The sequence below is a fragment of the uncultured Algoriphagus sp. genome, assembly GCF_963974835.1.
Classification (GTDB): Bacteria; Bacteroidota; Bacteroidia; order Cytophagales; family Cyclobacteriaceae; genus Algoriphagus.
In genome coordinates, this window is the sequence record NZ_CAXBET010000006.1 from 112,751 (window position 1) to 139,112 (window position 26,362).

The window sequence follows — 26,362 nt, forward strand, 5'->3', positions numbered from 1 at the left end:
GATCATTTCATTTACCAGATAGTGTAGGTAAGTACAACGTCCGAAATCACACGAACTTGTACTGTATAATGATGATCAGTAAAATCCGTGCCACGAACTTTTCCTTTGATGATCCCGGTGTTGGAATCGAATGGGTCCAGCAAAATATTCTCTCGGAAGGAAACACCGCGTTTTCCCTGACATTTAAAAATGGATTCTTTAGCCGACCAAGCCATGGTGTAATGTAAGGGATCTTTTTCCAGGAAGTCTAATTCAGATTGATCCAAAAACCGAAATCCAATCCTCAGGATTTTATCCCGGATCAGATCCATATCAATCCCTACTGGGTTATCCCGATGATAGATTGCTCCTGCATAGCCCATCGTGTGAGAAAGCGATATAAATCCATGTCCGTTCATAGCTTGAGATTTGCCATGTTCATCTTTGAAAAATCCAGGATAGGGCACATGCAAAACATCCAAGGCATCCCGGATAGCCATTCGCGCCGTAGCCCACTCCCTTTTTTTTTCATGATGGGAAATATTTGCATAGGCTAGCTTTTCCCGAAAGCTGAGGAAATCCAATTCATTTTCATCCTGAGTTTCGATAATCTTGATGGCCAAGGCCGAGGAAGAATCAATTTTTTCTATTTTTGTCTGCATAGGCCAGAAGGGCACCCAAAGTCTCCGTCCAATATATGTCAAAAATAGAAGTTAATAAATTACAAACACTAACAGGGCACAATGACTGTATCTATGCATTGACTGAGGGCTGTGATCCCCGATTTTTTTATACCGGTGCGGGGGATGGAATGGTGGTGGAATGGGATCTTGACCATCCGAAGGATGGTAAATTGATTGCAAGACTACCGCATTCAGTCTATGCGCTTACTACTGACCCGATTCGTAACTTGCTTTTCATTGGGCATAATTTTGAAGGAATTCATGTAATAGACCTAAATGAAGGAAAGAAAGCATGGTCTCTTAAGCTAACTGATCAGTCGATCTTTGATATCAAAATCTTCGGGGACGAAGCTTACATAGGAACAGGAGACGGAGTGCTAATTGTGGTTGATATCAATTCTAAAACGGTCAAAAAGCATATCAAACTGAGTGATAAGAGTATACGCGTGATGTCTTTGGCAAAAGACAGACGCCATCTGGCTTTAGGATTGAGTGACCATACCGTTAAGATATTGGACTTATCAGATAATTTCCGCCCAATTGCTAATTTAACCGGGCACACCAATTCAGTATTTGCACTATCATATTCACCTGATGAGTCTATGTTGGTCAGTGCAGGGAGGGACGCCCAGTTAAAATTTTGGGAAGCGGAAAGCTATTCATTAGAAGAAAACATCGTGGCACATATGTATGCCATTAATTATTTATATTTCAAGGAGGACGGCAATCTCCTTGTCACCTGCTCCATGGACAAGTCAATTAAGATTTGGGATGTAGGTGAAAAGAAACTCCGCAAGGTTATAGACAAAGCAAGAAATGCAGGCCATGGTACTTCAATAAATAAAGTTATTTGGAGTAGCTATCAGGGCAATGTAATTTCTGTGTCAGATGACCGGACTATTTCTATTTGGCAAATTGAAGCAAATTAAGTTATGAAGATCACACCAGCAGCCATTCGGCAAAAAACCTTTGAAGTAGGATTCAGAGGATATGAAAAAAAAGATGTAACGCTGTTTTTAGATGAAATCTCTGAAGTAGTAGATGCTTTGCATAAGGAAAATATGGAGCTTAAGACTAAGCTGCAGCATACAGAAGCTGAAGCAAAGCGTCTGAAAGATGTGGAAGAATCACTCTTTCGCACCCTGAAAACAGCTGAAGATACTGGGGCATCCATTATAGTGGAGGCAAATGAAGCAGCCGATCTGATCATTGCTGATGCTAACGAAACAGCTGAAAATGCTACGAAGCACATCGATAAGCTAGTGGCCGATTCCAGAAAACAAGCTGAAGACCAAGCAGCGGCTATTATAGGAGCTGCGGAGGCCAAAGCAAAGGAAACAATTGTGGAGCTTAGAGAAAGTATGCAGGGACTAGTCAGATCATATGAAGGTCTGGCAGAGCAGCGTGAAAATATGGTGAAGAGCCTCAAGAGGATTGCACAGGATGCCTTAAATCAAATAGATCTATCAGACGCCCATTATACAAGAATAGATGCAAAAGCACATGCTCGGGCTATAGATGAGTTGAGCAGATCGCAGACTTTTACTTTTGCAAACCTAGGGAATCTTGGATATGAAGAAGAGGAACAGGAAGAGGAGCAATTTGAAGAAAGTCCTATGGATGAGATGGAGTCAATAGAAGAAGATTTGGAACTAGAGGATCATGATTCAACTCCTGATTTGCAAATGGAAATCGAAGAGGATGCTGAGGAAGAATTGGAACTTGAAGATACTAAGATGGAATTGGAGGATGAGGTCTTGGATGAGGATATCGAGGAAATGGAGGAAGCTAAGGAAAAGAAGCCATTTGAAGAACCAAGAACTTCCCAAGCAAGATCTCCCCAGTATCCAGCTCATCCTAAGAATGAATCAGGGTCATTTTTTGACCAGTTTGACTAATGGGAAAAGTAAGTCTCGAAGGGATTGAATTTCATGCTTATCACGGAGCATATCCGGAGGAATCTATACTTGGAAATCGCTTTACGCTGGATCTTGAATTGGAAACTGAGTTCAGGGAAGCTATGCTACATGATGATTTGAGTGCAACTGTGGATTATTCCAAATTGTATAAACTCATTAAAGCAAGAATGGATGTGAAGGTTAAACTGCTCGAACATTTGGGGCATATGATCGTGACCGATATTTTGGAAGCTTATCCCAGAACCACCAAAATCAGATTAACGCTTAAAAAACATCACCCTGCACTTGGGGGATTGGTAAGCTTCTCTTCCGTGCAAATTCAATATCCTGAAGATTATGCGTAAATCCTTATTTGCGATTTTATTGATTTTTTGGTCAATAGTAACAATCAATGCGCAGGGTGAGGCGTATCAGTTTTTTACTAACAAAGGCAAAAAAATAGATCTGAAGGATGTACTCAAAGTTGCTAATGAGGTAGATGCAGTTTTCATTGGGGAGCTTCACAATAACAGTATTGGGCACTGGTTACAATTGCAGGTGCTGAAGGGATTGCAAACTCAGAATCCTGATTTGGTAGTAGGATCAGAGATTTTTGAGCGAGAAGATCAGTTGAACTTGGACGAGTGGTTTTCAGGTCAAATTACCGAAAGCAATTTCGAAGCTGAGGCGAATCTTTGGAAGAATTACAACACGGATTACCGCCCTGTTTTGCGCTACGCGAAGGAGAAAGGCTTAAGGTTTATTGCCACGAATGTTCCAAGAAAGTATGCTTCTCTAGTCAGTAAGGCTGGTTTAGGAGCCTTGGATTCACTTTCACCTCAGGCTAAAAATTATTTTGCAGAACTGCCAATTGAGGTAGATATGAGCATGCCAGGCTACGTTGCCATGAAGGATATGATGCATGGCGCGCCGGGCAATTCGGAATTTATGATTCAAGCTCAGGCTTTGAAAGATGCGACAATGGCAGAATCACTTTTTGAGCCTATTCGTGGAGGAAAGCAGATCTATCATATCAATGGTTCATACCATACCAAGGACGGAGAGGGTATTTTATGGTATTTGAAAAGAGAGTTTCCAGATCTGAAAATTTTAGATATCCACATGGTTACACAGGATCAATTGGATAAACTAGATGATAAAAATGCAAAAGCCGGTGAAATTATCCTTGTCTTACCTAGCGACAGCCATACTACCTATTAATCTTGTACAACAAAGCTGAAACATCGAGAATCCGTTCGGAGTTTTGGATTGCTTTTGGGCAATACATGAAACCAATTCCAAATGCGGAAGGAAGGAGAATCAATTGGCCGAATTACAAAACAGGTGTTAGGAACATCTATTTTCGGATGAAAGCAGAGCGCGATTTCGCCTCTATTGGGATCGAATTAGGTCATCACGATGAAGAGTTGCAGGAGTTGTATTTTGATCAATTTGCTCAGTTTAAAAAAATGCTGGAGGTCAAGGTAGGCGAAGAATGGAGTTGGAAGTTGCACCAAGAGAATGAGTTTGGGCAGTTGGTTTCCAGAATAGAAAAAATTTTACCAGCCGTAAATGTGATGAATGAAGCAGATTGGCCAGAGATAATATCATTTCTAAAGCCCAGAATCATCGCCTTGGATGAATTTTGGAGTAATGTGAAGCCAGGTTTTGAGAGTTAAAACTCCCGCTTCACGTACTTCAATTCCTCAATTGTACGAACTCCATCTTCAGTTAAGGCTAGCCAGAGGTTGATCTCATCGCCAACTCGCTTCATGGTTAGACCGTGGAAATACACGGTGTTTTCCTCAGTTCCTACCAATCGAAATGTAATCCATTTGTCTTTTTCTTCCCAGGGAGAAAGGTCAGCATTGAAGTGTTTGAGTTTCAATGAAAAAGTCTCCCCATCCTGGACGATGTTCATGAATTCTGAAAAAATAAGTTTGCCCTCGCTCCAAAAACGGAAAGTACCAATCATATTTCCATCGACTGCAGGCATCCAGACTTCCTCGCATTCGCCACCGAATCCAGTTCCTGTCCAGAAACCTTCCAGCCAATCCAATTCAGATACATTTCCTTTACCTGGCTCTTGATCTTTTTCGAGTTGCTTCACCTGAGAAAAAGCTATTGAACATATAAAAAGTAGAATGAAGGAGAGTATTGACTTTTTCATAGAAAAGGTTTTGTTCTGTATGAATTTATTAAAAATTCTGAGGATAATGTTACGATTATGAAGAGCTATATTATTCCAGCTTCTGGAGAAGCAGAACAACTTTTTCAATTGCGTTCTCTGCGAAACCTTCGTGTCCTTCGCTGTTAAAAAATGAAAATTAAACATCGTGACGTTTCGGGATCTCGGGATTCACGAACGTAAATCCTCTTGCCTCGTCGCCTTCAAAAAAATCTATCTGCATTCCCATCAGAAACATGTAGTGCTTTTTCTCAATCAAAACTGGAATTCCCGCCAATTCAAATTTCTGATCTTCCTCCTTTGGTTTATCAAAGCCTAAAGCATAAGACATTCCTCCACATCCACCACCTTTTACACCTACCCGCAGATGGTAATCGGTAGGTATGTTTTTATTGGTCATGATATTTTTGATCTCGGCTTCGGCCTTTTCTGTGATCTTGATTGGGATTATCATGTGATGAAAATGATTTTGGCAGGGAATTGGTTCGCGAGAATACAAATTTACATTCCCCTGAGGCTATCTTAGGAGGATAATTTGTGCAAATTCGAGTTTAATCCCTAAAAATGGAATATGTATCCGATTTATTGAAAATTCTTTTGCCGGCAGGCATAGTCCTGTATGGCATGTATCTAGTGGTCGTTTCTTTTCTTTCGAAGGAAAGGGAAAAGACGCTGGTAGAGCTGAAAACACAGAATTCGCAGACTATTCTCCCAATAAGATTGCAGGCAGCAGAGCGAATTTGCCTTTTCCTGGAGCGCATCACCCCAAATAATCTGGTGAGAAGATCCAATCCGGGAGGGCTAACATCCGGGGAATTGCATTCGATTTTGTTGGCAGAAGTTCGGGAGGAATTCAACCATAACTTTTCCCAGCAGGTATATTTTTCTGAGGAAACTTGGGAAGCCGTTAAGAGAGCGGTTGAAGAAGTGACCACGATTATCAACCAGAGTAGGCAAATCCTCAATGAGGAAGCTACTGGGGTAGATATGGCCAAGGCTATTTTTGCGCAAGCGCTAGATAGAAAGAACGATCCGATCGGATATGCGTTGAAACAAATAAAATCAGAGATTCAGATTTACTTTTGATCATGAGCAACTTCAAGTCTAAAACTTCCGCAACGATCGATAATGCCAAAGCACTTTTTGGTAAGAAAGTAGATGCGCTCGCTAAGCAGAAAGAAAAAGTCTCAGAGCTAATCGCTGGGGTTGGAAATAAAATTTCGAGTGTAGGAGATAACCCCCGCGTGAAGAAACTCATTGAGCCCGTATCTGTTTTCATTCGAATGATCAAAGCGCATTTTAGTGGAGTGCATAAGATGACCAATAGTACCCTTGGTCTGGTTTTATTGGCACTCGTTTATTTTGTTTCTCCCATTGATATCATTCCTGACTTTTTGGGATTCTTTGGTTTTGCGGATGATTTAAGTGTTGTTTTAGCAATTTATGCTAAAGTAAAGGATGAGATTGAAGATTTTCTGGATTGGGAGAGAACTCAAGGCTAAATAGGTCTGTTAGCTTTCAAAATCACAGAAAATGCTAGACCAACAAACATCATTGATTTCTTCTGAGCTAATTGATTCGGCTCAGACATATTCAGAATATCGAGAAATGATTGATCAGCTTTTGGCTGAAAATAAGACTACTGGAATCAATCACCCCGAGAGCTATCTTGATTATACTAAGATGAATGTGCAGCGAATGAATCGCTGGGATAAAACGGCAAAGGTTTCTCCGGAACTGGAGAAAGTAGTTAGATCAATTGCTTCTCCCCAAATATGGCTGGTGATCACTGAAGCTTGGTGTGGAGATGCAGCTCAAAGTATACCATTGATGGCTAAACTGGCTGAATTGAATCCTCTTATTGAATTAAAATTTGTTTTGCGTGATGAGAATCCTACACTCATGGATGCTTATCTTACCGAGGGAGCTCGATCAATTCCAATTTTGATTGGCTTAACTGGGGATTTGAGTAAAGAGCTTTTCGTCTGGGGACCTAGACCGGAATTTCTTCAAAATCGACTGAAAGCTTACAAGCTCGATCCTCAAAACATTACTTCCAAGGAGTTTGCTGACGGAACGCATCTTTGGTATGCACGGGATAAAAACAAAACAATGTCAGAGGAATTGATCCCGCTGATTGCTTCAACTTTATAAATAAACTATGCGAATCGCACTGATATCCGGAGGTTCTGGTCTTGTAGGAAAGGCTATTCTTCACCAACTTTTTAAAAGTGAAGAATATGATTATGTCCTGAGTATTGGACGGAGAAAGCTCGCTATAAAGCAACAAAAGCTTGTTCAGATAGAAGGTGACATCGCGAAAATTGAAAGCTGGGACTGGGAAGCTAAAATTGCCGAACAGAGTTTAAGCGGAGAGTATTTTCCTCTGATCGATGAGCTGAATAAGAAAACGGCAGAAATACACGCGTTTTCCGCACTAGGCACTACCATTAAACAAGCAGGATCAAAGGAGAAGTTTTTTGCTATTGATCATGATTTGGTGATTGATTTTGCCAAGTGGGCAAAAACTTTGGGAACATCCAAATTCCTTTATGTTTCCTCCTCGGGTGCTGATGCGAAATCCTCGATTTTTTATAGTCAAACAAAAGGTAAAACCGAAGAAGATCTCAAGACAATCGGATTTAGCTATATCGGTTTATTCAGGCCCTCTTTATTGATGGGCAACAGAAATGAGTTTCGATTTGGAGAGCAAGTTGCCCAGGTGGTGATGAAGCCTTTGATTTGGTTAAAGCTGTTTAAGAATATTCGCCCAATCTATGATTATCAGGTTGCCAAAGCTTTAGTAAAAACAGCGCTGACTCAAAAATCAAATTCTGTAGAAATCATCTCCTCTGGAGAAATGCAAGACCTAAGTAAATGATAGTGGTTATTCAAAGAGTATCTGAGGCATCCGTTAAAATTGGTGAGAAAGTAAAAGCTGAAATCGGAACCGGCTTGATGATTTTGGTGGGAATTGAAGAGTCGGACAATCAGGAGGATATTGCTTGGCTTTCAAAAAAAATCCTCAATCTCCGCATATTTCCAGATGAAAATGAAGTGATGAATAAAAGCTTGCTGGATATCAACGGAGAGATTTTGTTGATATCGCAGTTTACACTTCATGCCAGCACAAAAAAGGGGAATCGACCTTCTTATATAAAAGCTGCGAGACCGGATATTGCCATACCATTGTATGAGCAGATGATCCAAACATTAGAAGCGGATTTAGGGAAAGCAATTGGAACTGGGGAATTTGGTGCAGACATGAAAGTTGCCCTGGTAAATGATGGCCCAGTGACTATTTTGATTGATAGTAAAAATAGGATGTAAAGAATAGTAATTTTTAGATCTTCCAATTTTATAATCTTCCAATCCACACATTTTGCAAACTCTTCTCAATATCCATTCGGCCCAAGTTCTTACCAAAGGAAAACAAATTTTTGAATCTCTGGATTTCAGATGGGAAGAAGGTCAGCAATGGGCAATCATTGGTACTTCTGGGGCAGATATGACAGCTTTTATTGAGACCATCCGAGGCAATTGCGTGGTTCCAAAAGGCGAGATTCATCGGCCTTTTGTACAGGAATATACGGTGAGGAAAACCAATTCTGGTGAGATCAACTCTTTCCGTGACCTGATAGCCTACGTTTCTCAGCGCTACGAAATTCGCAATAAATCCAATCAGCAAAACTTCTATTTTCAGCAGCGATTCAACTCCTCAGAATCTGAAGATACAGCCACTGTCCAGGAATATTTATTGGAAGTAAAAGCAAAAGTTGAAGGGCCATGGACCTTGGAAAATGTTTCTGAATTATTGCATTTAGAGAAGTTGCTGGACAAGTCTTTGCTCTTGCTTTCCAATGGGGAAACCCGACGATTGGCGCTAGGCTTGGGGCTTATGCGTCAGCCGAAAATTTACCTGATGGATCAGCCCATGACTGGGTTAGATGTCAAAAGCAGGGCAGAGTTTGGGGAGATTTTGAAAGTTATAATTTCCAGAGGAGTGCAAGTCTTGTTGACCACATCGGCTAATGAAATCCCTGAAGGAATTACTCATGTAGCCAAGTTAAGTGGAAAAGGAATTGGGAATGTTTGGGAAGTAGCTGACTTTCGTATGACTACCAAACATGAGCAAAATCTCTCTTACGATTGGGGATTATTAGATTCCCTGCTACCAAAAAGACCTAATGAAAACACCGAGGTGATTCGTCTGGAAAACCTCAATATCAAATACGGGGAAAAGCAGATTCTGACAAATCTCAACTGGGAAGTGAGATCCGGCGAGCGGTGGTTGCTGAAAGGCCCCAATGGTTCTGGGAAATCTACTTTGATCAGTTTGCTGATCGGGGAAAATCCACAGGCCTATTCTCAAAATCTATGGCTTTTTGGAAGGAAACGGGGAACTGGAGAGAGTATTTGGGATGTGAAGCGGCCCACTGGTTTTGTAGCTCCTGAGCTTAGCCGATTCTTTCCTAACAACCAAACCTGCCGCAAAGTCATCCTTTCGGGGCTTTTTGATACAATGGGCTTATTTAAAAAAGTAACAGCCGAGCAGGAAGTATTGGCTGAATCTTGGATAAAACTTTTTCATTTGGAAAGCTTTGCAAACATTCCTATTAACCGACTTTCTCTGGAAAACCAACGTTGGACATTACTTGCTAGAGCATTGATTAAGCAACCCAAATTGCTTATCCTCGATGAAGCTTCGCAAGGAATGGATGAGTTTCAGCGTAGACTGTTTAAAGATACTGTGCAGCAAATCTGTGTGCGAAGCACTATCACGGTTGTTTATGTCAGCCACTACGCTGAGGATGTGCCAGACGCTGTTGAGAAGGTGATTGAATTAAGTAAGTAATCATCTTGGAGACATTATTTTCCGTATATGATAGCTATTAATAGGGAAAGATTAATCAGCGGGGATATAAAAATAGATTGTGTTGCATAGGATGTTCGTTGAATTTAGTTTGCTTTAGGAATTAATTTTAAATACATAATTTAGCGTTTGAATTTAAGTATTAGAGATGTGAAGTATGATTAAAAAAATTACAATAGCCCTTTTTATTATTTGCCTAAGTCAATCAGTAATGGCTCAAGGAGATCATCTTTCTTTAGGGATAGGTCCAGCCTTACTTTATTCAGATAATTCTGGCATTTACCGAGAATTTAAATTTAAGGTTCAGCCCGCTATCACTCTCTCGATTAATAAACAATTAAATGAGTATATAGGATTGAGGGGATCTGTGGGACTTCAGCTCCTAAATTCTGGACAATATTATCTGGAATTGCCGAAGCAGATGGTCAAATGGGGGAATAAGGATCAGGCATTTGCTTTTAAAGGACAAGGCTACTTTGCTGACGTAATGCCCGTATTTACCACCAACCCTAATTCCGCTGGCATGATGATGTCCTCGTTACAATTTTATGCTGGAGCTGGTTTTGGGGTTATGTATGCTCAAAGAAATCAGGAGGTTTTAAAAAACGGTTTAGTTTTGAATGACTTGCTGGAAGAAGGAGAAATTATCAAATCCAAAGAAAGTGATTTGATTCCTTATGTACCAGTAAGGACAGGTATTAGCACAAATTTAAACGGTGATTGGGATTTCGCATTGGAATTTGTATTACTGGTTACTACAAATTCAGAGGTGGACGGGAATAATATTATAGATAAACGAATTACTGTTGTTGATATGTCAGGCCAGATCCAATTCACTGTAAAGTGGTATTTCGGCCCTGCTTGGTAATGAGGTTTTTGATTCAGAAGCTTTTCGTTTTTGAGTAGTAAATTCTGATTGAAAAAACCTCAATTAACCTAATGTTAAACTGATTTATTGTTAGGGAAGTAAGGCTTGAAATTTTTGTTTAAATTTTAATCTTCACCCCCTTGAACATGGTCTCATTTTCACTTACTCTCAATTTCTTTCCACTCGAAGTTGTCACGTTCTTAAGCGTCACTTCTTTGGTTAATACATAAGGAAACTTTTCTTCGTAGGAATCATCTGTTCTTTCTGAATTGAAATCCCCGAAAATAGCAGGCCCTTGATAGTCTTCGGGATGATTGGAGTCGTCGATTTTTAGGTTTTCGATAATGATTTGCTCCGGCATATAAGCGGTGTAGCCGAAATCATGCTGACCGGAATTATATCCATTGATCAGTGAAGCGCTGTAGCTTTTTCCTCCATTTGGAATGAATGTACTGTTGCGGATAATTAGTTTTCCTTCCCAAGTGCTACCATAGTCGGACCGGAGATTGATTAGACTTCTTCCTCTAATAGTGGAGTTTTCTACAGTGAATGTCCCAGTTCCGATCACATTGATACCCATGTGCCCTAGCGTAGAGTTTCGGATGGTGGCATTAGCAACGCCCATGTGAGCATCGAAACGGGAAAAGACACATTTATCGAAAAGCAGATTCTTCGAGTAATTTGAGCCCATTATTCCCCAATAAACATTGTTATCGATGTCATTTGTCTGAGTACAGTTGACAAAGGATACATTCAGAGCTCGGTTCACTATGATGTCATAGGTTCCCATAGTTACAGGTTTCCCCGCATTTCCTATGGTTGAGTAGGTTTTATGACCTGTCAAGATGGTGTTTTTAACGGTTACGTTTGTGCAGTTGGATATATTTAGAAATCCACTGTATGGAGCTCCTTGATCTCCTTCTTCAATGACGCGATGCTCCAATGAATCCACAATAACATTGGATCGCTGTATGGAGATATTTCGGCTGTAATAGTTGTATTTCGATTCCTCCTGATTGGCAATGGTGGTAAAAAATCCTCCAGAAATAGTCAGGGTTTTCTCATCAATGGGAAGAGCTGTGATCTCTGTGATTTGATCAAAATCCCAAATAATAGGAGCATCCTGATCCACATTTCCATTTTTGTCTACCAGAAAAATATCTGTTTGAGGAGCGCCATTGTTTTGATTTAGCCCATATCGGATATACCGCATCTTGTTTGAATTGGTGACAGTGATCAACGCAGAACCTGGCAAAGTGATGTCAATTTTCTCCTGATTTCTCTTCAGTGAAGTGATGCCATCAAGTTTATAAGATTCTAGGCTTGAGCTTACCAAGAAAACAGGAGCAGTTCTATTTTCCACATTTCTATCGTCAATCAAGAAGGATGCTGTACCAAAGTCGGTATCAGTTTGGATGATGGCTGTACGAGCCTTTCCTCCAATGTAATAGCTTGCTCCATCATCCGCTATCACGTTTAAATCATGTTCATTGGCGAATTCATGCGCAGAAATGATTGCCTGCATGTCATCTGTTTTGCCATCTCCTTTGGCTCCAAAGTCACTGTAATTCACTACCCCGGTAGCTATTATTTTTGCGGCTGCATCCGAAATTAATTTAGCGTCTAACTCCCCAATGGTTTCTTTTTCTTGATCAGAAAGCCAAAGAATAGGGAATCGAACCGGCATATTTCGAATGACTTCTGGAGTGTCAAAATCAGCATCAAGTGAATTCCATAGCTCAAGGTATTTTTCCTGACCATAAGCAAGTCCTCCGAAAAGCAGAAAAGTATGTCGAACAGGCCATTTGTCCCAGTACATCACATCTTTTTGGTAGGGCCAGGAATCCTTGTTTTCCACAAAAGGGTAGAGGAATGAAATCCCTTTTTCCAACGATTTCCCTTCTGGTGTTTGGTAGCTAAATAGGTTTTCGGAATCGTCCGCATATACTTGGCAAAGCGTTGCCATGGCATCTAAAGTGAAAAGAGAATACCCATAAGGTTTTGTACGTTTGAGTTCCAGTGGGAAACTTCCATCGTTTGCCATTTGATCAGGAAGCAGCACCGTTTTATACATGTTTTTACAATAGTCTAATACTTCTTGGTTGCCGACAAGCTCCGCAAAAACTGCTGCCTGCATCGCCCAACATACACTGTGATTGTTTCCATGATCACGCTCATCTATCCCGTATGGATGAGTAGTTATCCAATTCAAATATTCCGAAAACCAATCTTTCATCTGCTTTATGTCCGAATCAGAAATCACTTCTGAATCTTCCACTGATTCGATTGCTTTGGCCACTTCCATGAGTTGAATGGTGTCGATGATTCCAATTCCTCTACCCGTTACTTTGCCTTCAATCGCTTGCGCATAGAGCAAGTTTGGGTTCATCTTCGTGGCTTCATCAATAAACCAAGCTCTCAGATGCGGAGCCAAAGCTGTGACATACTTTTCATCTTTGGTTACCAAATAGGCTGAAGCCAGTGCTCCAGAAATCTGGCTGAAGCGAATCATCGCTTCACGATGCGCTGTGAAATTGTCAGGATTGGTCAGGCCATCACGCTGAATATATGGTCCATCTAGATTGTCTGGGTCTGGCCACCAATAATCTCCTTCGGAATAGAAATCATGTATCCCACCTGCAGATCTTGGGCTACTTTCTGCCGTGACTGTAATTGGTTTTTCGCTAGCATATTTGTCTGCTAGTTGAATAACCCTTGCTCGTTCTTTTGCGAGATAGTCAGTTTCCGAAATCTCAGGTTTCGACTGATTAAAAAGTAAGCTGAATGCAAAAAGCAGAAAAAGGATGTACTGAATCATTTTGGGTTTTAGGGATAATTGTAACGAGAACTTTAAAATGCAATTTAATCCGGGGTTTTGAAAGTCAACCCCTTTTTGTCCATGGCATCTTTTAGTTTTGGAATAGAGCTTTTTCCCATACCATGAAGAGAGAGGATTTCTTTTTCGGTAAATGTGGCTAGCTTTTCTAGTGAGTTAATTTGCTTTGACTCTAGTGCCCTTCGAGCTGGAGCTGGCAGTTTGGATAAAAAGCCTTCTGTGGGTTTTCTATCCTTTTCACAGATCGGGCATGTGGGGCAATCGCTGGTTTTATAGAATTGATGACCTTTGTCACAGGTTTTAAGTGGCATATCGTACTGTTTTTTTACAAGTAAAACCCTTCTTTATTTTTTCTCAATAGAAATCTGGTTTTTTCTATTGAAATTAACATAATACGATAAGCCTTCGTATTTTTAAATAAATTATAAACTCATGAAAGTCATTGCATTAATTGAAGATGAGTTGATCAAAGATGTGATCGAAATCTCCGGAGCAAAGAACGTCACCGAAGCCTTGAGGATAGCGCTTCGCGATTACTTGTCCCGCAAAAAGTTACTTGAACTGTCTGATCAAATTGTCGCTGAGCCTTTAGAATTCACATACGGAGCAGATCAATTGAGAGATATCAATCGACAATGAAGTCAGTCTTAATTGATACTTCTGTTTGGATAGAATTTTTGAAAGGAAATCGAGATTATTTCCTTCCCATGATTGCTTTGATGGAAGATGGCGAAATTTATTCTTTAGAGTTGATCTTTGCAGAACTGCTTCAGGGAGTGAAGACAACTAGAGAACTGAATTTGATAACAGATTTTTATCGCCAACTGAAGCTTTTGGATCAGCCGGGTTTGATTTTCGAGTCAGGTATTTTTTCCAGAAAAGCAGGTTTGATCAATCGTGGAATAGGCTTAGTAGATGCAGTTATCATTCATGCCGCCGAAAAGTTTGATTTGCAAATATGGACTTTGGATAAGAAAATCATAAGTTTTTTAGGTGAAAGAAGGCTTTATCAGCCTTAGTCATTTTCCGACCAACCCGATTTATTACTCCCTAATAGGATTTTCTTTGAATTATTGGAGATCATTTCCTAACTCATAAAGATAGCCACCGACCTTATGAATAGTAGAAGATCATTTATCCAGAAACTCAGTGCAGGAATAGCGATTCCAGGCTTGGTTTCATTCAATTCTCCAGAGGAAACCTCTACGAAATCTATTACCCCTTCTCTGGTGGGGGAAGAATTCTGGGCTGAGCTCAGAAAGAAATTTCCTCTGAAGGACAGTAGAGTTTACATGAATAATGGAACTTTTGGGCCTTCACCTCAAGTGGTATTGGATGCTTTGCAAAATTCCTTTGTTGACACTAATACATCTGGTGAATATGGTCATATAGAGCCCGAACGTGAGAAATTGGCAGCTTTTGTGGGAATCAAAACTTCTGAGATTTCTCTTACTCATAATACAACTGAGGGGATTAATATTATGTGTTGGGGACTTCCGCTGAAAGCTGGAGATGAGGTGATCATTACTTTGCACGAGCATGTAGGAAATGCGTTGCCTTGGTTGAACCGGGCAAAATTGCATGGGATAGTCTTAAAGCCTTTTGAACCCAAAGCTACTCAAGCAGAAAACCTAGACTTAATTAAAACCTTGGTGACTTCTAAAACCAAGGTGATTGCGATTCCTCACATCACGTGCACAACTGGGTTAGTTTTTCCAATCAAAGAAATTTCCGCTTTTGCCAGAAGTAAAGGAATATTTACAGCTATTGATGGTGCACATGGAGCAGGTACTTTCGATCTTGATCTTCATGATTTGGGCTGTGATATGTATGCGAGCAGTTACCATAAGTGGGTTTTGGGTCCAAATGGAACCGGATTTCTATATGTTAGAGAGAGTGTTTTGGACCAAGTGCAGGCCTATCAAGTAGGTGCATATTCTGATTTAGGTTGGGATTTGTACCAGAATCCACCAGAGTTTAAGGGATATGTACCAACAGCCCATCGTTTTGACTATGGAAGTCAGAGTTTGCCGATTATGAGAGGAGCTGTTGCGGCTGCGGATTTTCACAAAGAAATAGGGAAGCAGAAAATAGAAACCCGAATACGGGAGCTAAATCAATATTTGTTTGATGGGCTATCCGAAATGAGTTCCATGCTTGAAATTTTAAGTCCTGCAGAACCAGAATCCCGAATCAGTATGGTCACATTCAAACCGAAGAAAATGAACTACCAAGAGGCTGCTGGTTTAATAAGTAAAGCAGGATTTAGGATTCGCCAAGTTCCAGAAAGTAAGCTGGATGCAATTCGGATTTCAGCTCATATTTATAATAGTAAAGTCGAAATAGACAGTTTTCTTGAAGCTACTGAAAAGGTTCTGGGCTAAGACTTTTTATTTTTCTTCTCCACTTTTACCTCTGCTTCTAAATATCGGAACTGGCAGATGGCTGCGATTAATTCAAGCGGTAAAGGTTTGTCCAGAGGAAATTGTATGGCTCCTTTGGATGTCACGTAATTCTTTAGCTCCTTTTTAAATTCGCTTACCCCACTGTTAGTAGGGTAGAAGCCGATATGCTTTTTCGCTGCTGCAAAATAAACCAACACTTCGGTGGTTCTATAAGCAGGCATGCTGTAGCTGATTACCTCTTTGGATTTTGGAATTGCTTTTAAGATTGTCTCACGCATCTGCTGGAGCTTTTCCCTCACTTCTGGAGAGCACCAGCTAAGATATTCCTCTACGGAAGATGGTTTTGCGTTCATCATATTATTGAGATTTTAGATGTTAAACACAATATTTAAGAGTTTTCTCAGTACACATCAGTCGAGCTTATTAGCTGCAGGCACTAATTTAGCTTTCAAATCCGGGTCTGCCATATCCTTATCAAGAGGGAACATTGGCCGATTAATACGCTTATAGCCTAGTCGCTCCAAATCCTGATCAACTCCGCCCGGTGTCAAGGCCATGATCCAGTCTGCTCTCATATCATAGAGCTCAGGTACTAGATATCCGATTTTCACTACTACGATATCTGCTTCCCTTGGCTTCAAACCAAGATCTGTGAAATCATTTTCATTGTGATAAGGTTTGCGCTTTTTAGTGACGATCACATGAACGGAACCAACTTTCACCACTACTTCTACTTCTGCAGCTCCGTCTCCTTCTTTGATTGCTTCCACAGTTCCTTTGAGCATAACAGGTGGTGCAAATCGATCATCAATTGCGGCTCCAGCCGTTCCTTCCACTTTTCCTCCCACTCCTGCAGCGATTGCCTTCTCCACAAACTCAGGGCCTGGGATAGAAGCATAAATCAACGTAGGGCCATTTTCAGATTTGAACTCCGGGCGCTTCAGGATTTCTGTCAAAGTCCAAGTCACATCCCCTGCACCACCTGCAGTTGGGTTGTCGCCCATATCAGAAATCATGAAAGGCTTTTTGTCAGAGGCGATCGCCATATCCAAACTCTCCTTCAATGGTGCAACAGGCGCTACAATTTCAAATTCATTCCGCACATCCCAAAAGCTTTGTGCCAATTCTTCCGCTGACTCTGTTACTGCTTTTTCATCATCACCTGTCACCATTACCACCGCATGATTTCTAGGCTCATCTGCCCAAGCATAACCTATCCAAATTGCCGCATCGATCACACCTTGTTTTTTGGTCATAGGGTCCACTTTCGCATAAAGGCTTTTCCCCGGATCGATTCTGGTACTAGTCTTTTCGCCGGGAAGCAAAATCGGGACGGGAATCCAAGCTTTGAAGGCTGGTTTTCCTTTGCCACTTTCCAAGCGATCAAGCATATTTTCTACAGCCCGCTGTTTTGATTCCAAAGCATCCTCATGTGGAGCCATTCTGTAGCAAGTAATCAAATCTGTGTTTTCAGCCAGTCTCCAAGAGACATTTCCATGTAAATCCATGGAAGTGGAAATCAAGGTTTCGGGGCCTACTACCTCACGAACTCGGACAATAAAATCCCCTTCTGGATCATCTAATCCTACCACACTCATCGCTCCATGGATATCGAAGAAAAGTCCGTCGTAGGGAAGATTTTCTTTCAGCATATCTAGTGTTTTGCCTACCAACTCCTCATATGCTTCTCTAGTAACAATACCGCCGGGAATGGCATGTCCACGTAGAGTTGGGAACCACTCGGCTCTTTCTCGATCTGCTGAAGCTGAATCCAAGAAAGGGTAATAGTTGAAGATGTCCATCCCTTCCCTAGTTCGGAAAGCAGCTACGTCACTGGTAGCTGGTGAAAAAGTGCTTGACTCAATCGCTAATCCTGCGATAGCTATCCTAGGAAGTGGTTTAGTTTCTTCTTTGGGTAAACAAGAAACAGCAATTAAAAGAATAAATAGAAGGGATAGGTAGTATTTCATGAAGACTAAATCAATGGTATTATCTGAGCGAAAGTAAATCTGTCCTAATTGAGTCCATGAATTTAACGAACATCATGAAACATTACATAAAATTTTTAAGAATGGTATTTATATAATTCTAAAAAATATAGTAAGGCTCTGTAGCATTAATCATCCTGTTTCGCAAGGACTTGAGTCGTGTGCGCAAATCTATCCAACCAACCTCTATGGTCCTTCCTTATGAACGTCACCATGACTGTTCCAAAGAACCAGATAGCCAGAAAGAGCAAGTATAAAAATAAATACACCTTATCATCAAAACGTGTATCCAAAAGGAATTTTGATACTTCACCTACAAAAAAAGGCAGTATCAAAAAGACACTGTATCGGGCTATTAAATCTTTGTAAGTAAGTCTAGTTCCATCCATTCGGACGATTCGAATACCAAGTAACTTTTTGCCAAAAGTCTGCCCATTGGTTATTTTGCTCACGAAAATAAAATAGAAAACAATCGTTCCAACTTTCATTAATGATTGTAACCAGATGTTTTGGGACAATCCTTCGATAACATAGGAAGTAAAGAAAATGACGAGTAATGAGTCAACAAAAATTGCCAAAAACCGCTGTGTCAAGGTGACTTCCGTCCGATTCAACAGAGGTTTACTCGAAATGTTTGGTAAAAGATTAGAGTATCTGGCAATTAAAAAACCTATAAAACAACCAAAAGTATTTGTAATCAAATCATCCACTTCAAACTGGCGGTATCTGCAAGGATATAATCCGTAGAGAGCCGTCAACTGAGTGATTTCATAGAATAGAGACACAAGGAATCCTATCATAGTTGCTACTCCAATATTTTTAATTTGGAATAGATATCTCAGAAAAAACCCAAGTGGCATAAGTAGCAAAACATTGAATGCGGTAACCATCAGAGTTGGACTCTTCACAATGCTGAAAAGTGAAATATTGCCTCTTAATTCCCTTGTCAACATCTTTAAAAATCTAAAAGGGAAAAAGCTCGGAATTAATCTACCTCTTCTATTATTGCAAAAATCCGCACTGACTTCAGGAAGCGGAAGAATTGTGATAAAAAATGCAGTCATCGCATAAAATGCGAAAATGTAAAACACTAAACTTCTATTGAATTGAACATAGCCTATTTTCTTATATTGAAAATAAGCATAGGGTACTATACTCAACAGTGCTACCAAAGGAAAATAAAAAAAGGAAATTCGGATGGCTTCCAAATACTGATTCATACAGAATGTTCTTTTTTGCTTGTCTTTAGAGCTGGAAAATCATAGACTCAATATGAAAATGTTTTTTGCAATAACCGAGCCTTTAATTTGGCGATATGGCAAGAATAATCCTATTTGAATGTTAATTTTAATGAAAAGGGTTGAATTATTATGAAAACGGAAATCACAATTTCAGAAGCTCAGGAGCAAGTTGATCAATGGATCAAGACAGTAGGAGTTCGATATTTTAATGAACTTACCAATATGACTATCCTGATGGAAGAAGTGGGTGAATTAGCCAGAATCATGTCAAGAACCTATGGGGAGCAATCGTTCAAGGAATCAGACAAAGGAAAGGATCTGGGTGATGAAATGGCGGATGTTCTTTGGGTTCTGATTTGCCTGGCTAATCAAACTGGCGTGGACTTAACCGAAGCCATGAAGAAAAACTTTGAAAAGAAAAATATTCGGGACATCGATCGACATAAGAATAACGAAAAGTTGAAATAGTACTCTATCCTATCTCCATTTGAGACTACTGGTAAATTAACTTTTTAAGTGAGTGAATCAATTTTACACTCTTTTATTGGTTATATATAAATATTACGGATATCGAAATTTGTTCTATCATAAAAAATGAGGCTGTCTAACATTGTAGGACAGCCTCATATGATTAATTTACTTCAGTCCAGACAGAGACTGAGCCAGGTGCACAGTGAAAGTCTGCCCAACCGGAATCATTTACCGTGACTTCATCTTGGATTTTACCTAGCATATCTTTAAAGTTTCTTCCAGCATATCTAGCTCCTACCTCCATGGAAATGGTAGCTCCATCACCGTTTGACATGACTACAGCACAGCCACTATGCTCTTCATTTCCCTCTCTAGTCCACCCGATGGCATTGCCACTTTCAAAATAATCTCGTTGTACTCCGAATGCAAAATCTTTACGTGCATAGAGCATAGGTTCTAGTTCCTCTACTCGATTGATGAAAATCTCGTAATCTTTCCCGTCTTGACCCTTGTCCCAATAGCTTGCACCAAACAGATCCGGATAGAAAACACATGGATATCCATCTTCACGGAGCAAAATCAGCGCATAAGCTAAAGGTTTAAACCAGGATTCCACCGGTGCTTCAAGCGACTGAAGCGGCTGTGTATCGTGATTGTCCACAAGCGTTACGGCAAGCTCTGGATTATTTGCTACAAGAGAATCATCAAATATTTCTCGTAAGTCAAATTCACTTCCTGAATTCGAAGCATGGTGAAAAGTGTGGTGTAAAGCCGAATCAAACAAACTCATCGTCCCATCCGTAGCCTCTGAATAACGTGTTAGCAATTCTAAGTGACCTGGAGCCCAGTATTCACCCACAGCAAAAATTTCTTTACCTGTACGCTCCCGAAGTAAGTATAGGAATTCTTTAAAATAGTGTGGGGGTATGTGTTTTACAGCGTCCAAACGCACACCATCGTAATAGGTGAGTTCGTGAAGCCAAGTGGCATACTTTAAGAGCTCTTCACGAACAGCTGGATTTCTGAATTCAATATCACAAAACATCAGAAAATCATAATTCCCTTTTTCGTCATCGATCATCTCCTCCCAGTCATCTCCATACTCACTCAAGAGATTGAAAACACCATGCTCCTGATTCCGATGATCGTAATCTACCCCGCTAAAGCAATGTTTGTCCCAGATAAAATCAGAGTATTTACCATTTCTGCCTGGAAACGTAAATCGGGTAAATGATTCGATCTCATAAGGTTCCGAGACGTTTTCCAGTCGGTTATCCTCATTGACTTTTACAGCTTGCATCAGTTCTGATTCATCTCCTCCAGCCTTATGATTAAAGACAAAATCTACGATTACCTGAACGCCTCTGTCGTGAAGTGCTTTTGTAGCTTCAATAAATTCATCCTTTGTGCCGTATTTCGTCCTGACAGAGCCTTTTTGATCAAATTCTCCAAGATCAAATAAGTCATAGGTGTCATATCCTACGCTCATCCCACCTTGCTCACCTTTAGAAGCAGGCGGAAGCCAGACGCTTGTTATTCCCAGATTCCCTAGATATTCTGCCTTTTCTTTTACTTCTTTCCAAAGGGTGTCTTCCGGAGAATACCAATGGAAAAATTGGATCATAGTTCCATTTTTCATATTCAAAAGTTGGTTAGTTAGTGGTTAAGATTAATCGGTAAACGCCAAAATCCTAAGATGGTTTAAACAATTTTTAAACGGGATTTTGTGATTCAAAATGGGGAAAATATAGCCCTTAAAAACCACAAAAACCCGATACCATTAGTATCGGGTTTTTGTGTTGTAGATTATTCTAAATCATGGATTTACCATTTGTCGACTGCAACTAAGGTGTCACTTTCTATTTTTCCTACTAGGGAAAAAAGATCTGGAGTTAGACAAAAATCAATATCAGAATCAATATTGTGGTTTTGCAGCCGCTTCGCGTGTGAAGCCTGTGACAAAAATCCTTTCAAATCATGGCCTTCTTTCTCATAAAGTGATTTCATGGCTATGGCTGCATCATCCTCAGCTTCGTGAGTAGCTTCCAGAGCTTTCACTAAGGCGCCAGCATAAAGTGAATCTTCCAAGTTGAATTTTCCTTTCCATCCAGCGCAGTGAATCAGCACATCTTTATCGCGAGATTGAATGTAGCCTACAGTAGCTTGTAGATTAGGAAAAGCGCCAATCAGAATCTCATCTGCACCAGTTGATTTTGAAATGGCCAAAGTGCCATTGGTGGTAGTCATGGCCAACTTTTGGTTCTGATAATTTTGCGAAAGATAGGCTAGGGGTGAATTTCCCAGCTGAAAACCTTCGGCAGTAATCCCATTTCTTTCTCCTGCTATTAGATAGCCTAAGGAAGCCATTGCTCTGCATTCTTCAAGATCAGCGCAGGTTTTTATCTCAGAGATTCCATTTGCCAAAGCAGCCACCATAGTGGAGGTGGCACGGAATATATCGACTACTACAACAATTTTCCCTTGCAACTCATGCAAATGAATCAGTTCAGGACTGAAGCATATTTCTACTTGCCTCATTTATTTTTTCAACAGTGGAAGTTTTTCCACTTCTGCTTTAAGGTTCTTGTTTCTCACTTGGATGAAAATCTCAGTTCCAGGTTTGCTGAATTCTGTTTTTACATATCCTAGCCCAATACCAACTCCCATACTTGGAGATTGAGTACCCGAAGTTACTTCTCCGATTACCTCTCCTGAAGCATCTACGATAGGGTAATGAGCTCTTGGAATACCTCTTTCCTGCATAATAAAGCCAACCAATTTCTTTGACACGCCAGCTTCTTTCTGTGCTTTTAGAGCTTCGGAATTAGTGAAGTCCTTGGTGAATTTGGTGATCCAACCTAGTCCAGCTTCTATAGGTGAAGTAGTGTCTGTGATGTCATTTCCATATAGACAGTAGCCCATTTCCATACGGAGTGTATCTCTAGCACCAAGACCGATTGGTTTGATATCAAAATCTTTTCCAGCTTCGAATACAGCATTCCAAACTTTCTCAGCATCTTCGTTTTTCACATAAATTTCAAATCCGCCAGCACCAGTATAACCTGTACCGGAGATAATCACATCCTGAACTCCGGCAAATTCGCCTACAGTGAAATGATAAAACTTGATTTCTGAAAGATTTACAGGAGTCAATGCCTGTACCGCTTCGATAGCTTTCGGGCCTTGAATAGCAAAAAGAGAGATCTCATCGGAGATGTTGGTAAGCTTAGCACCCATGGTGTTTTGCTGATTTACCCAAGCCCAATCTTTATCAATATTTGATGCATTTACAACCAGCATATACTTCTCATCTTCAAACTTGTAAACGATCAAATCATCTACAATACCTCCTTTAGAATTTGGAAAGCAAGAATATTGTGCCTGTCCATTGACGATTTTGGAAGCATCGTTTGAAGTTACTTTTTGGATTAGGTTCAGAGCTTCGGGACCTTCTACCATAAATTCGCCCATATGGGATACATCAAATACACCAACGCCGTTTCTTACACAAAGGTGTTCTTCATTATCAGAACTGTAACGCACAGGCATGTTATATCCTGCAAAAGGCACCATTTTACCGCCAAGGGCAATGTGCAAGTCATTAAGTTGGATTTTTTTGATTTGCTCTTCCATAATCTGGGTTAAATTTCTAGTGGGCAAAGGTAAGGATTGAGGTGAAAATTGTACTAAAAAAGGCAACCTGATAGGGTTGCCTTCCATTTTTTATATAAAGTTTTAGCTTATACAGAGAAGCTTTCACCGCATCCACAGGTTCTGCTGGCATTTGGATTTACAAATTGGAAACCTTTTCCGTTTAATCCATCCGTGAATTCTAATGTAGTTCCAGCTAGGTAAAGTAAGCTTTTTCTATCTACCAGGATTTTTACTCCTTTATCTTCAAATACGTGGTCAGTTTCCACCTGAGCGCCATCAAAGCCTAAATCGTACATTAGACCTGAGCAGCCACCACCTTTCACCGATACACGAATATTTTCATTTTCTGAGCGTCCTTCCTCTTTTTTGAGCTCTAGGATTCGCTCTTTGGCTTTGTCAGAAACGATTATCATATCTTTTTTATTACTTTGTCTTAAGTTGAAGTAATGGGAAAACAGTAGGTCTCCCAAAATGATTCACTGCAAATATAGCAAATTTAAACATGAGGAAAATCGAGCATATTGGAATAGCCGTCAAGGATCTGGAGAATTCGAATAAGCTTTTTGCTAAGATACTGGGTAAAGAACATTTCAAGACTGAAGAAGTAGATGGGGAAAAAGTGGCAACTTCCTTTTTTCAGGTTGGAGAAACGAAGGTGGAACTGCTTCAGGCAACTGATTCAGTCAGTCCAATAGCCAAATACCTTGAAAAAAAGTCAGAGGGGGTTCATCATATCGCATTTGAAGTGGAGGATATCGATGCTGAGGTTCAGCGATTGAAAGCTGAAGGCTTTGAAATACTGAATGAAACGCCGAAACTGGGTGCAGACAATAAATTAGTGGTATTTTTGCATCCTAGGAGCACAAATGGTGTTTTGATTGAATTGTGTCAGGAGAGAGATTGACTTCTTTATGCAACATTCATCATTCGATATTTTTGATTGGAAGATTGGAAAATTCAGTGCCGAGAACGTTTTGGGTTGTAAAGTAGGAACGTTGTAAGGTTGTAAAGTGATAAAGTTTGGAGAAGCAACCCTACACTACTGAGAACCTCATAATTCATACTTCGTAAATCTAAAATGCTCGAGAGTATTAGTTAATGCAAAAATTAAAATAGCGCCTTTTCGCACTGTCGGGAGGATATAAAAAGCATGTCAGAAAAAAGAACAGAAATAAGTGATTTAGGTGAATTCGGATTGATCGATCATCTTAATGAAAAAGTAATTATCAAAAACTCCAGCACACTCAAGGGTATTGGTGACGATGCTGCGGTGATTGAAGCAGGTGACATGGTCAAAGTTGTGACGACTGATCTATTGATGGAAGGCGTTCATTTCGACTTATCCTATGCGCCATTGCCTCACTTGGGTTTCAAAGCAGTTGCGGTGAATGTGTCTGACGTGGCAGCTATGAATGCTGTACCTAAGCAAATCACAGTTAGTATAGCTTTATCTAATAGATTCTCCGTAGAGTCGATTGATGCGCTCTATGAAGGTATTCATGCAGCATGTGAACATTATGGTGTGGATTTGATTGGGGGTGACACTACGGCTTCCAGAAGCGGTCTAGCGATCTCTGTTACAGCAATAGGCGAAGCAAAGCCTGAGCAGATTTCGTATAGGTCTGGCGCAAAGGAAAATGACATTCTTTGTGTGACAGGTGATCTTGGGGCTGCCTTGGTGGGATTACAAATTTTAGAGCGTGAAAAGGAAGTTTTTCTAGCTAATCCTGATATGAAGCCTGATTTAGGAAAATACGCGCTAGTTACTGCTCGTCAATTGAAGCCTGATGCCCGTGTGGATATCATTCATGAGCTTCGGGAAATGCAGGTAGTGCCTACAAGCATGATGGATATTTCTGATGGCTTGGCCTCTGAAATTTTTCATATCTGTAAAGCATCAGGAGTAGGAGCAACAATCTATGAAGATAAGCTGCCAATCGATAAGCAAACTTTTGACACAGCTGTGGAATTGAATCTTGATCCGATCACCTGTGTAATGAATGGGGGAGAGGATTACGAGTTACTGTTTACCATCGATCAAAAAGATTTTGCGAAGCTGGAAAAGCATCCGGATATCCATTTCATCGGTCACATCAGCAAGGCTGAAGAAGGCAAGTATTTGGTTACAAAAAGTGGTACTGCCGTACAGATCAAAGCTCAAGGCTGGAAGCATTTCTGATTAAAATATTAGTGTCGGCAATTATGCCAATAGCTTAAATTCCTCGCTCAACCCGTCAGAAGACCGATGACGGATGACCGAAGTACCAGTGATGCGACTGTTTATTATCTATTAAGTCGCTTATTGCCTTCTCTGGGTCTAATCTCTATGAGCATAAAAAAATATAGCTATATGATAAAAAACCTCTTCAAAATCAATTGAAGAGGCTTTTTTATGGTTAAGAATCTTTTCGGATTAACCGATAGATACTCTTTTGAATGCAGATACAGTCAATCCTTTGCTTACGCTATCAAGGTATTGAGCAATAGTTTTGTTGCTGTCTTTTACGAAAGATTGGCTAAGAAGCGTGTTCTCTTTGTAGAACTTGTTTAGTTTACCAAGAGCGATTTTCTCAAGCATTTCTTCAGGCTTACCTTCAGCTCTTGCTTGCTCTTTTCCAACTTCGATTTCTCTTTCTACTACAGAAGAATCAACGCCGTCTTTATCCAAAGCCACTGGATTCATAGCAGCAATTTGCATCGCTACATCTTTTCCAGCTTCTTCTACGTCAGTTCCGCTAGTGTTGGTCAATCCTACCAATACACCTAGTTTACCGTTGGAGTGAATGTAAGCAACTACTGCTTCGGCTTCGATGATTTCGAAATGAGAAACTTCGATTTTTTCACCGATTTTACCAGTCATCTCAACGATCTTTTCGGCAACAGTAAGGTTCTCGAAAGGAAGTGCGTAAAGCTCTTCTACAGAGGAAGCTCCTTTTTCTACAGCAAGGTCAAGCAACTCATTTGCAAAAGTTACAAAGCCATCATTTTTAGCAACAAAGTCAGTTTCGCAAGTCAAAGTTAGTAGTACACCTTTATCGCCATTTTCAGACACTTTAGTTACAGCTACACCTTCTTTAGTCTCACGATCGGCTCTGGAAGCAGATACCTTTTGACCTTTCTTTCTGAGGATGTCTACAGCCTTTTCGAAATCACCTTCTGATTCGGTAAGTGCTTTTTTGCAATCCATCATACCGGCACCGGTCATTTGTCTCAATTTGTTTACTTCTTGTGCAGTAATTGCCATTGTGTTATCAGTTTAAAATAAAACGGGATAAATT

General features: G+C 40.3%; 31 protein-coding genes. 18 read left to right on the forward strand and 13 right to left on the reverse strand.

All coding sequences use genetic code 11. From position 1 onward, the window contains the following. Positions 1-11: 11 nt before the first annotated feature. Positions 12-641 carry a 4'-phosphopantetheinyl transferase superfamily protein gene (locus AACZ73_RS13215; RefSeq protein WP_339878500.1) on the reverse strand — a complete coding sequence of 210 codons (630 nt, stop codon included), beginning with the start codon at positions 639-641 and terminating at the stop codon, positions 12-14. Positions 642-676: 35 nt separating this feature from the next. On the opposite strand from AACZ73_RS13215, the gene AACZ73_RS13220 reads away from it, so the two are divergent. The 5 genes from AACZ73_RS13220 to AACZ73_RS13240 are packed head-to-tail and all read left to right on the forward strand — an operon-like array spanning position 677 to position 4,239. Beyond that, positions 677-1,591, forward strand: a complete 915-nt coding sequence (locus AACZ73_RS13220) for a WD40 repeat domain-containing protein (protein WP_339878502.1) — start codon at positions 677-679, stop codon at positions 1,589-1,591. A gap of 3 nt (positions 1,592-1,594) precedes the next feature. Beyond that, positions 1,595-2,560, forward strand: a complete 966-nt coding sequence (locus tag AACZ73_RS13225) for a DivIVA domain-containing protein (protein WP_339878504.1) — start codon at positions 1,595-1,597, stop codon at positions 2,558-2,560. Beyond that, positions 2,560-2,925, forward strand: coding sequence for a dihydroneopterin aldolase (gene folB / locus AACZ73_RS13230; RefSeq protein WP_339878505.1), 366 nt, complete (start codon positions 2,560-2,562; stop codon positions 2,923-2,925). The genes AACZ73_RS13225 and folB overlap by 1 nt, the downstream gene beginning before the upstream one ends. Further along, complete coding sequence (locus AACZ73_RS13235; protein ID WP_339878507.1) at positions 2,918-3,781, forward strand: ChaN family lipoprotein; 864 nt, start codon at positions 2,918-2,920, stop codon at positions 3,779-3,781. The genes folB and AACZ73_RS13235 overlap by 8 nt, the downstream gene beginning before the upstream one ends. Positions 3,782-3,783: 2 nt before the next feature. After that, on the forward strand, positions 3,784-4,239 hold the full coding sequence (locus AACZ73_RS13240) for a DUF4268 domain-containing protein (RefSeq protein WP_339878508.1): 456 nt from the start codon (positions 3,784-3,786) through the stop codon (positions 4,237-4,239). Here AACZ73_RS13240 and AACZ73_RS13245 read toward each other — a convergent pair. Both AACZ73_RS13245 and AACZ73_RS13250 read right to left on the reverse strand, forming a co-directional pair. Further along, a complete protein-coding gene (locus AACZ73_RS13245; protein ID WP_339878509.1) occupies positions 4,236-4,730 on the reverse strand; it encodes a DUF6265 family protein in 495 nt (164 codons plus the stop codon). The two genes, AACZ73_RS13240 and AACZ73_RS13245, sit on opposite strands and share 4 nt — an antisense overlap. Positions 4,731-4,887: 157 nt before the next feature. Then, complete coding sequence (locus AACZ73_RS13250; protein WP_339878510.1) at positions 4,888-5,202, reverse strand: iron-sulfur cluster assembly accessory protein; 315 nt, start codon at positions 5,200-5,202, stop codon at positions 4,888-4,890. 110 nt (positions 5,203-5,312) lie between these two features. Between AACZ73_RS13250 and AACZ73_RS13255 the strand changes: the two genes are divergently transcribed. The 7 genes from AACZ73_RS13255 to AACZ73_RS13285 all read left to right on the forward strand — a co-directional run bounded on the left by AACZ73_RS13255 (position 5,313) and on the right by AACZ73_RS13285 (position 10,489). Further along, positions 5,313-5,834 (forward strand): hypothetical protein, encoded by a 522-nt coding sequence (locus AACZ73_RS13255; protein WP_339878512.1) that lies wholly within the window; start codon positions 5,313-5,315, stop codon positions 5,832-5,834. A 2-nt stretch (positions 5,835-5,836) separates the two neighbouring features. Then, a complete protein-coding gene (locus tag AACZ73_RS13260; protein ID WP_339878514.1) occupies positions 5,837-6,250 on the forward strand; it encodes a DUF1232 domain-containing protein in 414 nt (137 codons plus the stop codon). Between the two features lie 31 nt (positions 6,251-6,281). Further along, positions 6,282-6,902 (forward strand): thioredoxin family protein, encoded by a 621-nt coding sequence (locus AACZ73_RS13265; RefSeq protein ID WP_339878516.1) that lies wholly within the window; start codon positions 6,282-6,284, stop codon positions 6,900-6,902. A 7-nt stretch (positions 6,903-6,909) separates the two neighbouring features. Next, the gene (locus AACZ73_RS13270) at positions 6,910-7,629 is read left to right on the forward strand and encodes an NAD-dependent epimerase/dehydratase family protein (RefSeq protein ID WP_339878518.1); all 720 of its coding nucleotides are present in this window, start codon (positions 6,910-6,912) and stop codon (positions 7,627-7,629) included. Next, entirely contained in the window at positions 7,626-8,078 is a 453-nt protein-coding gene (gene dtd, locus AACZ73_RS13275; protein WP_339878520.1) for a D-aminoacyl-tRNA deacylase, read from the forward strand. Before AACZ73_RS13270 ends, dtd begins: the two co-directional genes overlap by 4 nt. 52 nt (positions 8,079-8,130) lie before the next feature. Continuing rightward, positions 8,131-9,603 carry an ATP-binding cassette domain-containing protein gene (locus AACZ73_RS13280; RefSeq protein ID WP_339878522.1) on the forward strand — a complete coding sequence of 491 codons (1,473 nt, stop codon included), beginning with the start codon at positions 8,131-8,133 and terminating at the stop codon, positions 9,601-9,603. Positions 9,604-9,832: 229 nt separating this feature from the next. After that, positions 9,833-10,489, forward strand: coding sequence for a hypothetical protein (locus tag AACZ73_RS13285; RefSeq protein ID WP_339878524.1), 657 nt, complete (start codon positions 9,833-9,835; stop codon positions 10,487-10,489). A 118-nt stretch (positions 10,490-10,607) separates the two neighbouring features. Here the strand turns inward: AACZ73_RS13285 and AACZ73_RS13290 are convergent, their stop codons facing one another. Together AACZ73_RS13290 and AACZ73_RS13295 are read right to left on the reverse strand one after the other, a co-directional pair. Beyond that, positions 10,608-13,307, reverse strand: coding sequence for an alginate lyase family protein (locus AACZ73_RS13290; RefSeq protein ID WP_339878526.1), 2,700 nt, complete (start codon positions 13,305-13,307; stop codon positions 10,608-10,610). Between the two features lie 44 nt (positions 13,308-13,351). Continuing rightward, positions 13,352-13,636, reverse strand: coding sequence for an RNA polymerase alpha subunit C-terminal domain-containing protein (locus AACZ73_RS13295; RefSeq protein WP_339878528.1), 285 nt, complete (start codon positions 13,634-13,636; stop codon positions 13,352-13,354). A gap of 121 nt (positions 13,637-13,757) precedes the next feature. On the opposite strand from AACZ73_RS13295, the gene AACZ73_RS13300 reads away from it, so the two are divergent. The 3 genes from AACZ73_RS13300 (at position 13,758) to AACZ73_RS13310 (ending at position 15,709) form a co-directional block, all read left to right on the forward strand. Further along, a complete protein-coding gene (locus tag AACZ73_RS13300; RefSeq protein WP_339878530.1) occupies positions 13,758-13,964 on the forward strand; it encodes a type II toxin-antitoxin system VapB family antitoxin in 207 nt (68 codons plus the stop codon). Beyond that, complete coding sequence (locus tag AACZ73_RS13305; RefSeq protein WP_339878532.1) at positions 13,961-14,344, forward strand: PIN domain-containing protein; 384 nt, start codon at positions 13,961-13,963, stop codon at positions 14,342-14,344. Before AACZ73_RS13300 ends, AACZ73_RS13305 begins: the two co-directional genes overlap by 4 nt. Positions 14,345-14,440: 96 nt before the next feature. Continuing rightward, positions 14,441-15,709, forward strand: coding sequence for an aminotransferase class V-fold PLP-dependent enzyme (locus AACZ73_RS13310; protein WP_339878534.1), 1,269 nt, complete (start codon positions 14,441-14,443; stop codon positions 15,707-15,709). On the opposite strand, the gene AACZ73_RS13315 is transcribed toward AACZ73_RS13310, so the two are convergent. The 3 genes from AACZ73_RS13315 to AACZ73_RS13325 form a co-directional block, all read right to left on the reverse strand. Further along, positions 15,706-16,086: a DUF1801 domain-containing protein gene (locus tag AACZ73_RS13315; protein ID WP_339878536.1), complete on the reverse strand. Its 381-nt coding sequence runs from the start codon at positions 16,084-16,086 to the stop codon at positions 15,706-15,708. The genes AACZ73_RS13310 and AACZ73_RS13315 overlap by 4 nt on opposite strands. Positions 16,087-16,140: 54 nt before the next feature. Beyond that, positions 16,141-17,700, reverse strand: coding sequence for a M81 family metallopeptidase (locus tag AACZ73_RS13320; protein ID WP_339878538.1), 1,560 nt, complete (start codon positions 17,698-17,700; stop codon positions 16,141-16,143). A 146-nt stretch (positions 17,701-17,846) separates the two neighbouring features. Continuing rightward, complete coding sequence (locus AACZ73_RS13325) at positions 17,847-18,938, reverse strand: VanZ family protein (RefSeq protein ID WP_339878540.1); 1,092 nt, start codon at positions 18,936-18,938, stop codon at positions 17,847-17,849. Positions 18,939-19,088: 150 nt separating this feature from the next. Here AACZ73_RS13325 and AACZ73_RS13330 point away from each other — a divergent pair, with 150 nt between their 5' ends. Then, entirely contained in the window at positions 19,089-19,427 is a 339-nt protein-coding gene (locus AACZ73_RS13330) for a nucleotide pyrophosphohydrolase (protein WP_339878541.1), read from the forward strand. Between the two features lie 163 nt (positions 19,428-19,590). Here the strand turns inward: AACZ73_RS13330 and AACZ73_RS13335 are convergent, their stop codons facing one another. The 4 genes from AACZ73_RS13335 to AACZ73_RS13350 form a co-directional block, all read right to left on the reverse strand. Next, positions 19,591-21,069, reverse strand: a complete 1,479-nt coding sequence (locus tag AACZ73_RS13335; RefSeq protein WP_339878542.1) for an alpha-amylase — start codon at positions 21,067-21,069, stop codon at positions 19,591-19,593. Positions 21,070-21,254: 185 nt separating this feature from the next. After that, positions 21,255-21,968: a 2-phosphosulfolactate phosphatase gene (locus AACZ73_RS13340; protein WP_339878544.1), complete on the reverse strand. Its 714-nt coding sequence runs from the start codon at positions 21,966-21,968 to the stop codon at positions 21,255-21,257. Then, complete coding sequence (gene gcvT / locus AACZ73_RS13345; protein ID WP_339878545.1) at positions 21,969-23,063, reverse strand: glycine cleavage system aminomethyltransferase GcvT; 1,095 nt, start codon at positions 23,061-23,063, stop codon at positions 21,969-21,971. Between the two features lie 107 nt (positions 23,064-23,170). Next, positions 23,171-23,497 carry an iron-sulfur cluster assembly accessory protein gene (locus AACZ73_RS13350; protein WP_339878546.1) on the reverse strand — a complete coding sequence of 109 codons (327 nt, stop codon included), beginning with the start codon at positions 23,495-23,497 and terminating at the stop codon, positions 23,171-23,173. Positions 23,498-23,586: 89 nt separating this feature from the next. Between AACZ73_RS13350 and mce the strand changes: the two genes are divergently transcribed. Continuing rightward, entirely contained in the window at positions 23,587-23,988 is a 402-nt protein-coding gene (gene mce, locus AACZ73_RS13355; protein WP_339878547.1) for a methylmalonyl-CoA epimerase, read from the forward strand. Positions 23,989-24,234: 246 nt separating this feature from the next. Continuing rightward, entirely contained in the window at positions 24,235-25,263 is a 1,029-nt protein-coding gene (gene thiL, locus AACZ73_RS13360; protein ID WP_339878548.1) for a thiamine-phosphate kinase, read from the forward strand. 234 nt (positions 25,264-25,497) lie between these two features. Here thiL and tsf read toward each other — a convergent pair whose 3' ends face one another. After that, a complete protein-coding gene (gene tsf / locus AACZ73_RS13365; protein WP_339878549.1) occupies positions 25,498-26,328 on the reverse strand; it encodes a translation elongation factor Ts in 831 nt (276 codons plus the stop codon). Positions 26,329-26,362 lie beyond the last annotated feature (34 nt).

Excerpts from the sequence above, each read along its gene's own strand:
- AACZ73_RS13215 (WP_339878500.1), bottom strand. The coding sequence starts at position 641 with ATGCAGACAAAAATAGAAAAAATTGATTCTTCCTCGGCCTTGGCCATC.
- AACZ73_RS13220 (WP_339878502.1), top strand. The coding sequence starts at position 677 with ATGTCAAAAATAGAAGTTAATAAATTACAAACACTAACAGGGCACAAT.
- AACZ73_RS13225 (WP_339878504.1), top strand. The coding sequence starts at position 1,595 with ATGAAGATCACACCAGCAGCCATTCGGCAAAAAACCTTTGAAGTAGGA.
- folB (WP_339878505.1), top strand. The coding sequence starts at position 2,560 with ATGGGAAAAGTAAGTCTCGAAGGGATTGAATTTCATGCTTATCACGGA.
- AACZ73_RS13235 (WP_339878507.1), top strand. The coding sequence starts at position 2,918 with ATGCGTAAATCCTTATTTGCGATTTTATTGATTTTTTGGTCAATAGTA.
- AACZ73_RS13245 (WP_339878509.1), bottom strand. The coding sequence starts at position 4,730 with ATGAAAAAGTCAATACTCTCCTTCATTCTACTTTTTATATGTTCAATA.
- AACZ73_RS13250 (WP_339878510.1), bottom strand. The coding sequence starts at position 5,202 with ATGATAATCCCAATCAAGATCACAGAAAAGGCCGAAGCCGAGATCAAA.
- AACZ73_RS13255 (WP_339878512.1), top strand. The coding sequence starts at position 5,313 with ATGGAATATGTATCCGATTTATTGAAAATTCTTTTGCCGGCAGGCATA.
- AACZ73_RS13260 (WP_339878514.1), top strand. The coding sequence starts at position 5,837 with ATGAGCAACTTCAAGTCTAAAACTTCCGCAACGATCGATAATGCCAAA.
- AACZ73_RS13265 (WP_339878516.1), top strand. The coding sequence starts at position 6,282 with ATGCTAGACCAACAAACATCATTGATTTCTTCTGAGCTAATTGATTCG.
- AACZ73_RS13270 (WP_339878518.1), top strand. The coding sequence starts at position 6,910 with ATGCGAATCGCACTGATATCCGGAGGTTCTGGTCTTGTAGGAAAGGCT.
- dtd (WP_339878520.1), top strand. The coding sequence starts at position 7,626 with ATGATAGTGGTTATTCAAAGAGTATCTGAGGCATCCGTTAAAATTGGT.
- AACZ73_RS13285 (WP_339878524.1), top strand. The coding sequence starts at position 9,833 with ATGGCTCAAGGAGATCATCTTTCTTTAGGGATAGGTCCAGCCTTACTT.
- AACZ73_RS13290 (WP_339878526.1), bottom strand. The coding sequence starts at position 13,307 with ATGATTCAGTACATCCTTTTTCTGCTTTTTGCATTCAGCTTACTTTTT.
- AACZ73_RS13295 (WP_339878528.1), bottom strand. The coding sequence starts at position 13,636 with ATGCCACTTAAAACCTGTGACAAAGGTCATCAATTCTATAAAACCAGC.
- AACZ73_RS13300 (WP_339878530.1), top strand. The coding sequence starts at position 13,758 with ATGAAAGTCATTGCATTAATTGAAGATGAGTTGATCAAAGATGTGATC.
- AACZ73_RS13305 (WP_339878532.1), top strand. The coding sequence starts at position 13,961 with ATGAAGTCAGTCTTAATTGATACTTCTGTTTGGATAGAATTTTTGAAA.
- AACZ73_RS13310 (WP_339878534.1), top strand. The coding sequence starts at position 14,441 with ATGAATAGTAGAAGATCATTTATCCAGAAACTCAGTGCAGGAATAGCG.
- AACZ73_RS13315 (WP_339878536.1), bottom strand. The coding sequence starts at position 16,086 with ATGATGAACGCAAAACCATCTTCCGTAGAGGAATATCTTAGCTGGTGC.
- AACZ73_RS13320 (WP_339878538.1), bottom strand. The coding sequence starts at position 17,700 with ATGAAATACTACCTATCCCTTCTATTTATTCTTTTAATTGCTGTTTCT.
- AACZ73_RS13325 (WP_339878540.1), bottom strand. The coding sequence starts at position 18,938 with ATGAATCAGTATTTGGAAGCCATCCGAATTTCCTTTTTTTATTTTCCT.
- AACZ73_RS13330 (WP_339878541.1), top strand. The coding sequence starts at position 19,089 with ATGAAAACGGAAATCACAATTTCAGAAGCTCAGGAGCAAGTTGATCAA.
- AACZ73_RS13335 (WP_339878542.1), bottom strand. The coding sequence starts at position 21,069 with ATGAAAAATGGAACTATGATCCAATTTTTCCATTGGTATTCTCCGGAA.
- AACZ73_RS13340 (WP_339878544.1), bottom strand. The coding sequence starts at position 21,968 with ATGAGGCAAGTAGAAATATGCTTCAGTCCTGAACTGATTCATTTGCAT.
- gcvT (WP_339878545.1), bottom strand. The coding sequence starts at position 23,063 with ATGGAAGAGCAAATCAAAAAAATCCAACTTAATGACTTGCACATTGCC.
- AACZ73_RS13350 (WP_339878546.1), bottom strand. The coding sequence starts at position 23,497 with ATGATAATCGTTTCTGACAAAGCCAAAGAGCGAATCCTAGAGCTCAAA.
- mce (WP_339878547.1), top strand. The coding sequence starts at position 23,587 with ATGAGGAAAATCGAGCATATTGGAATAGCCGTCAAGGATCTGGAGAAT.
- thiL (WP_339878548.1), top strand. The coding sequence starts at position 24,235 with ATGTCAGAAAAAAGAACAGAAATAAGTGATTTAGGTGAATTCGGATTG.
- tsf (WP_339878549.1), bottom strand. The coding sequence starts at position 26,328 with ATGGCAATTACTGCACAAGAAGTAAACAAATTGAGACAAATGACCGGT.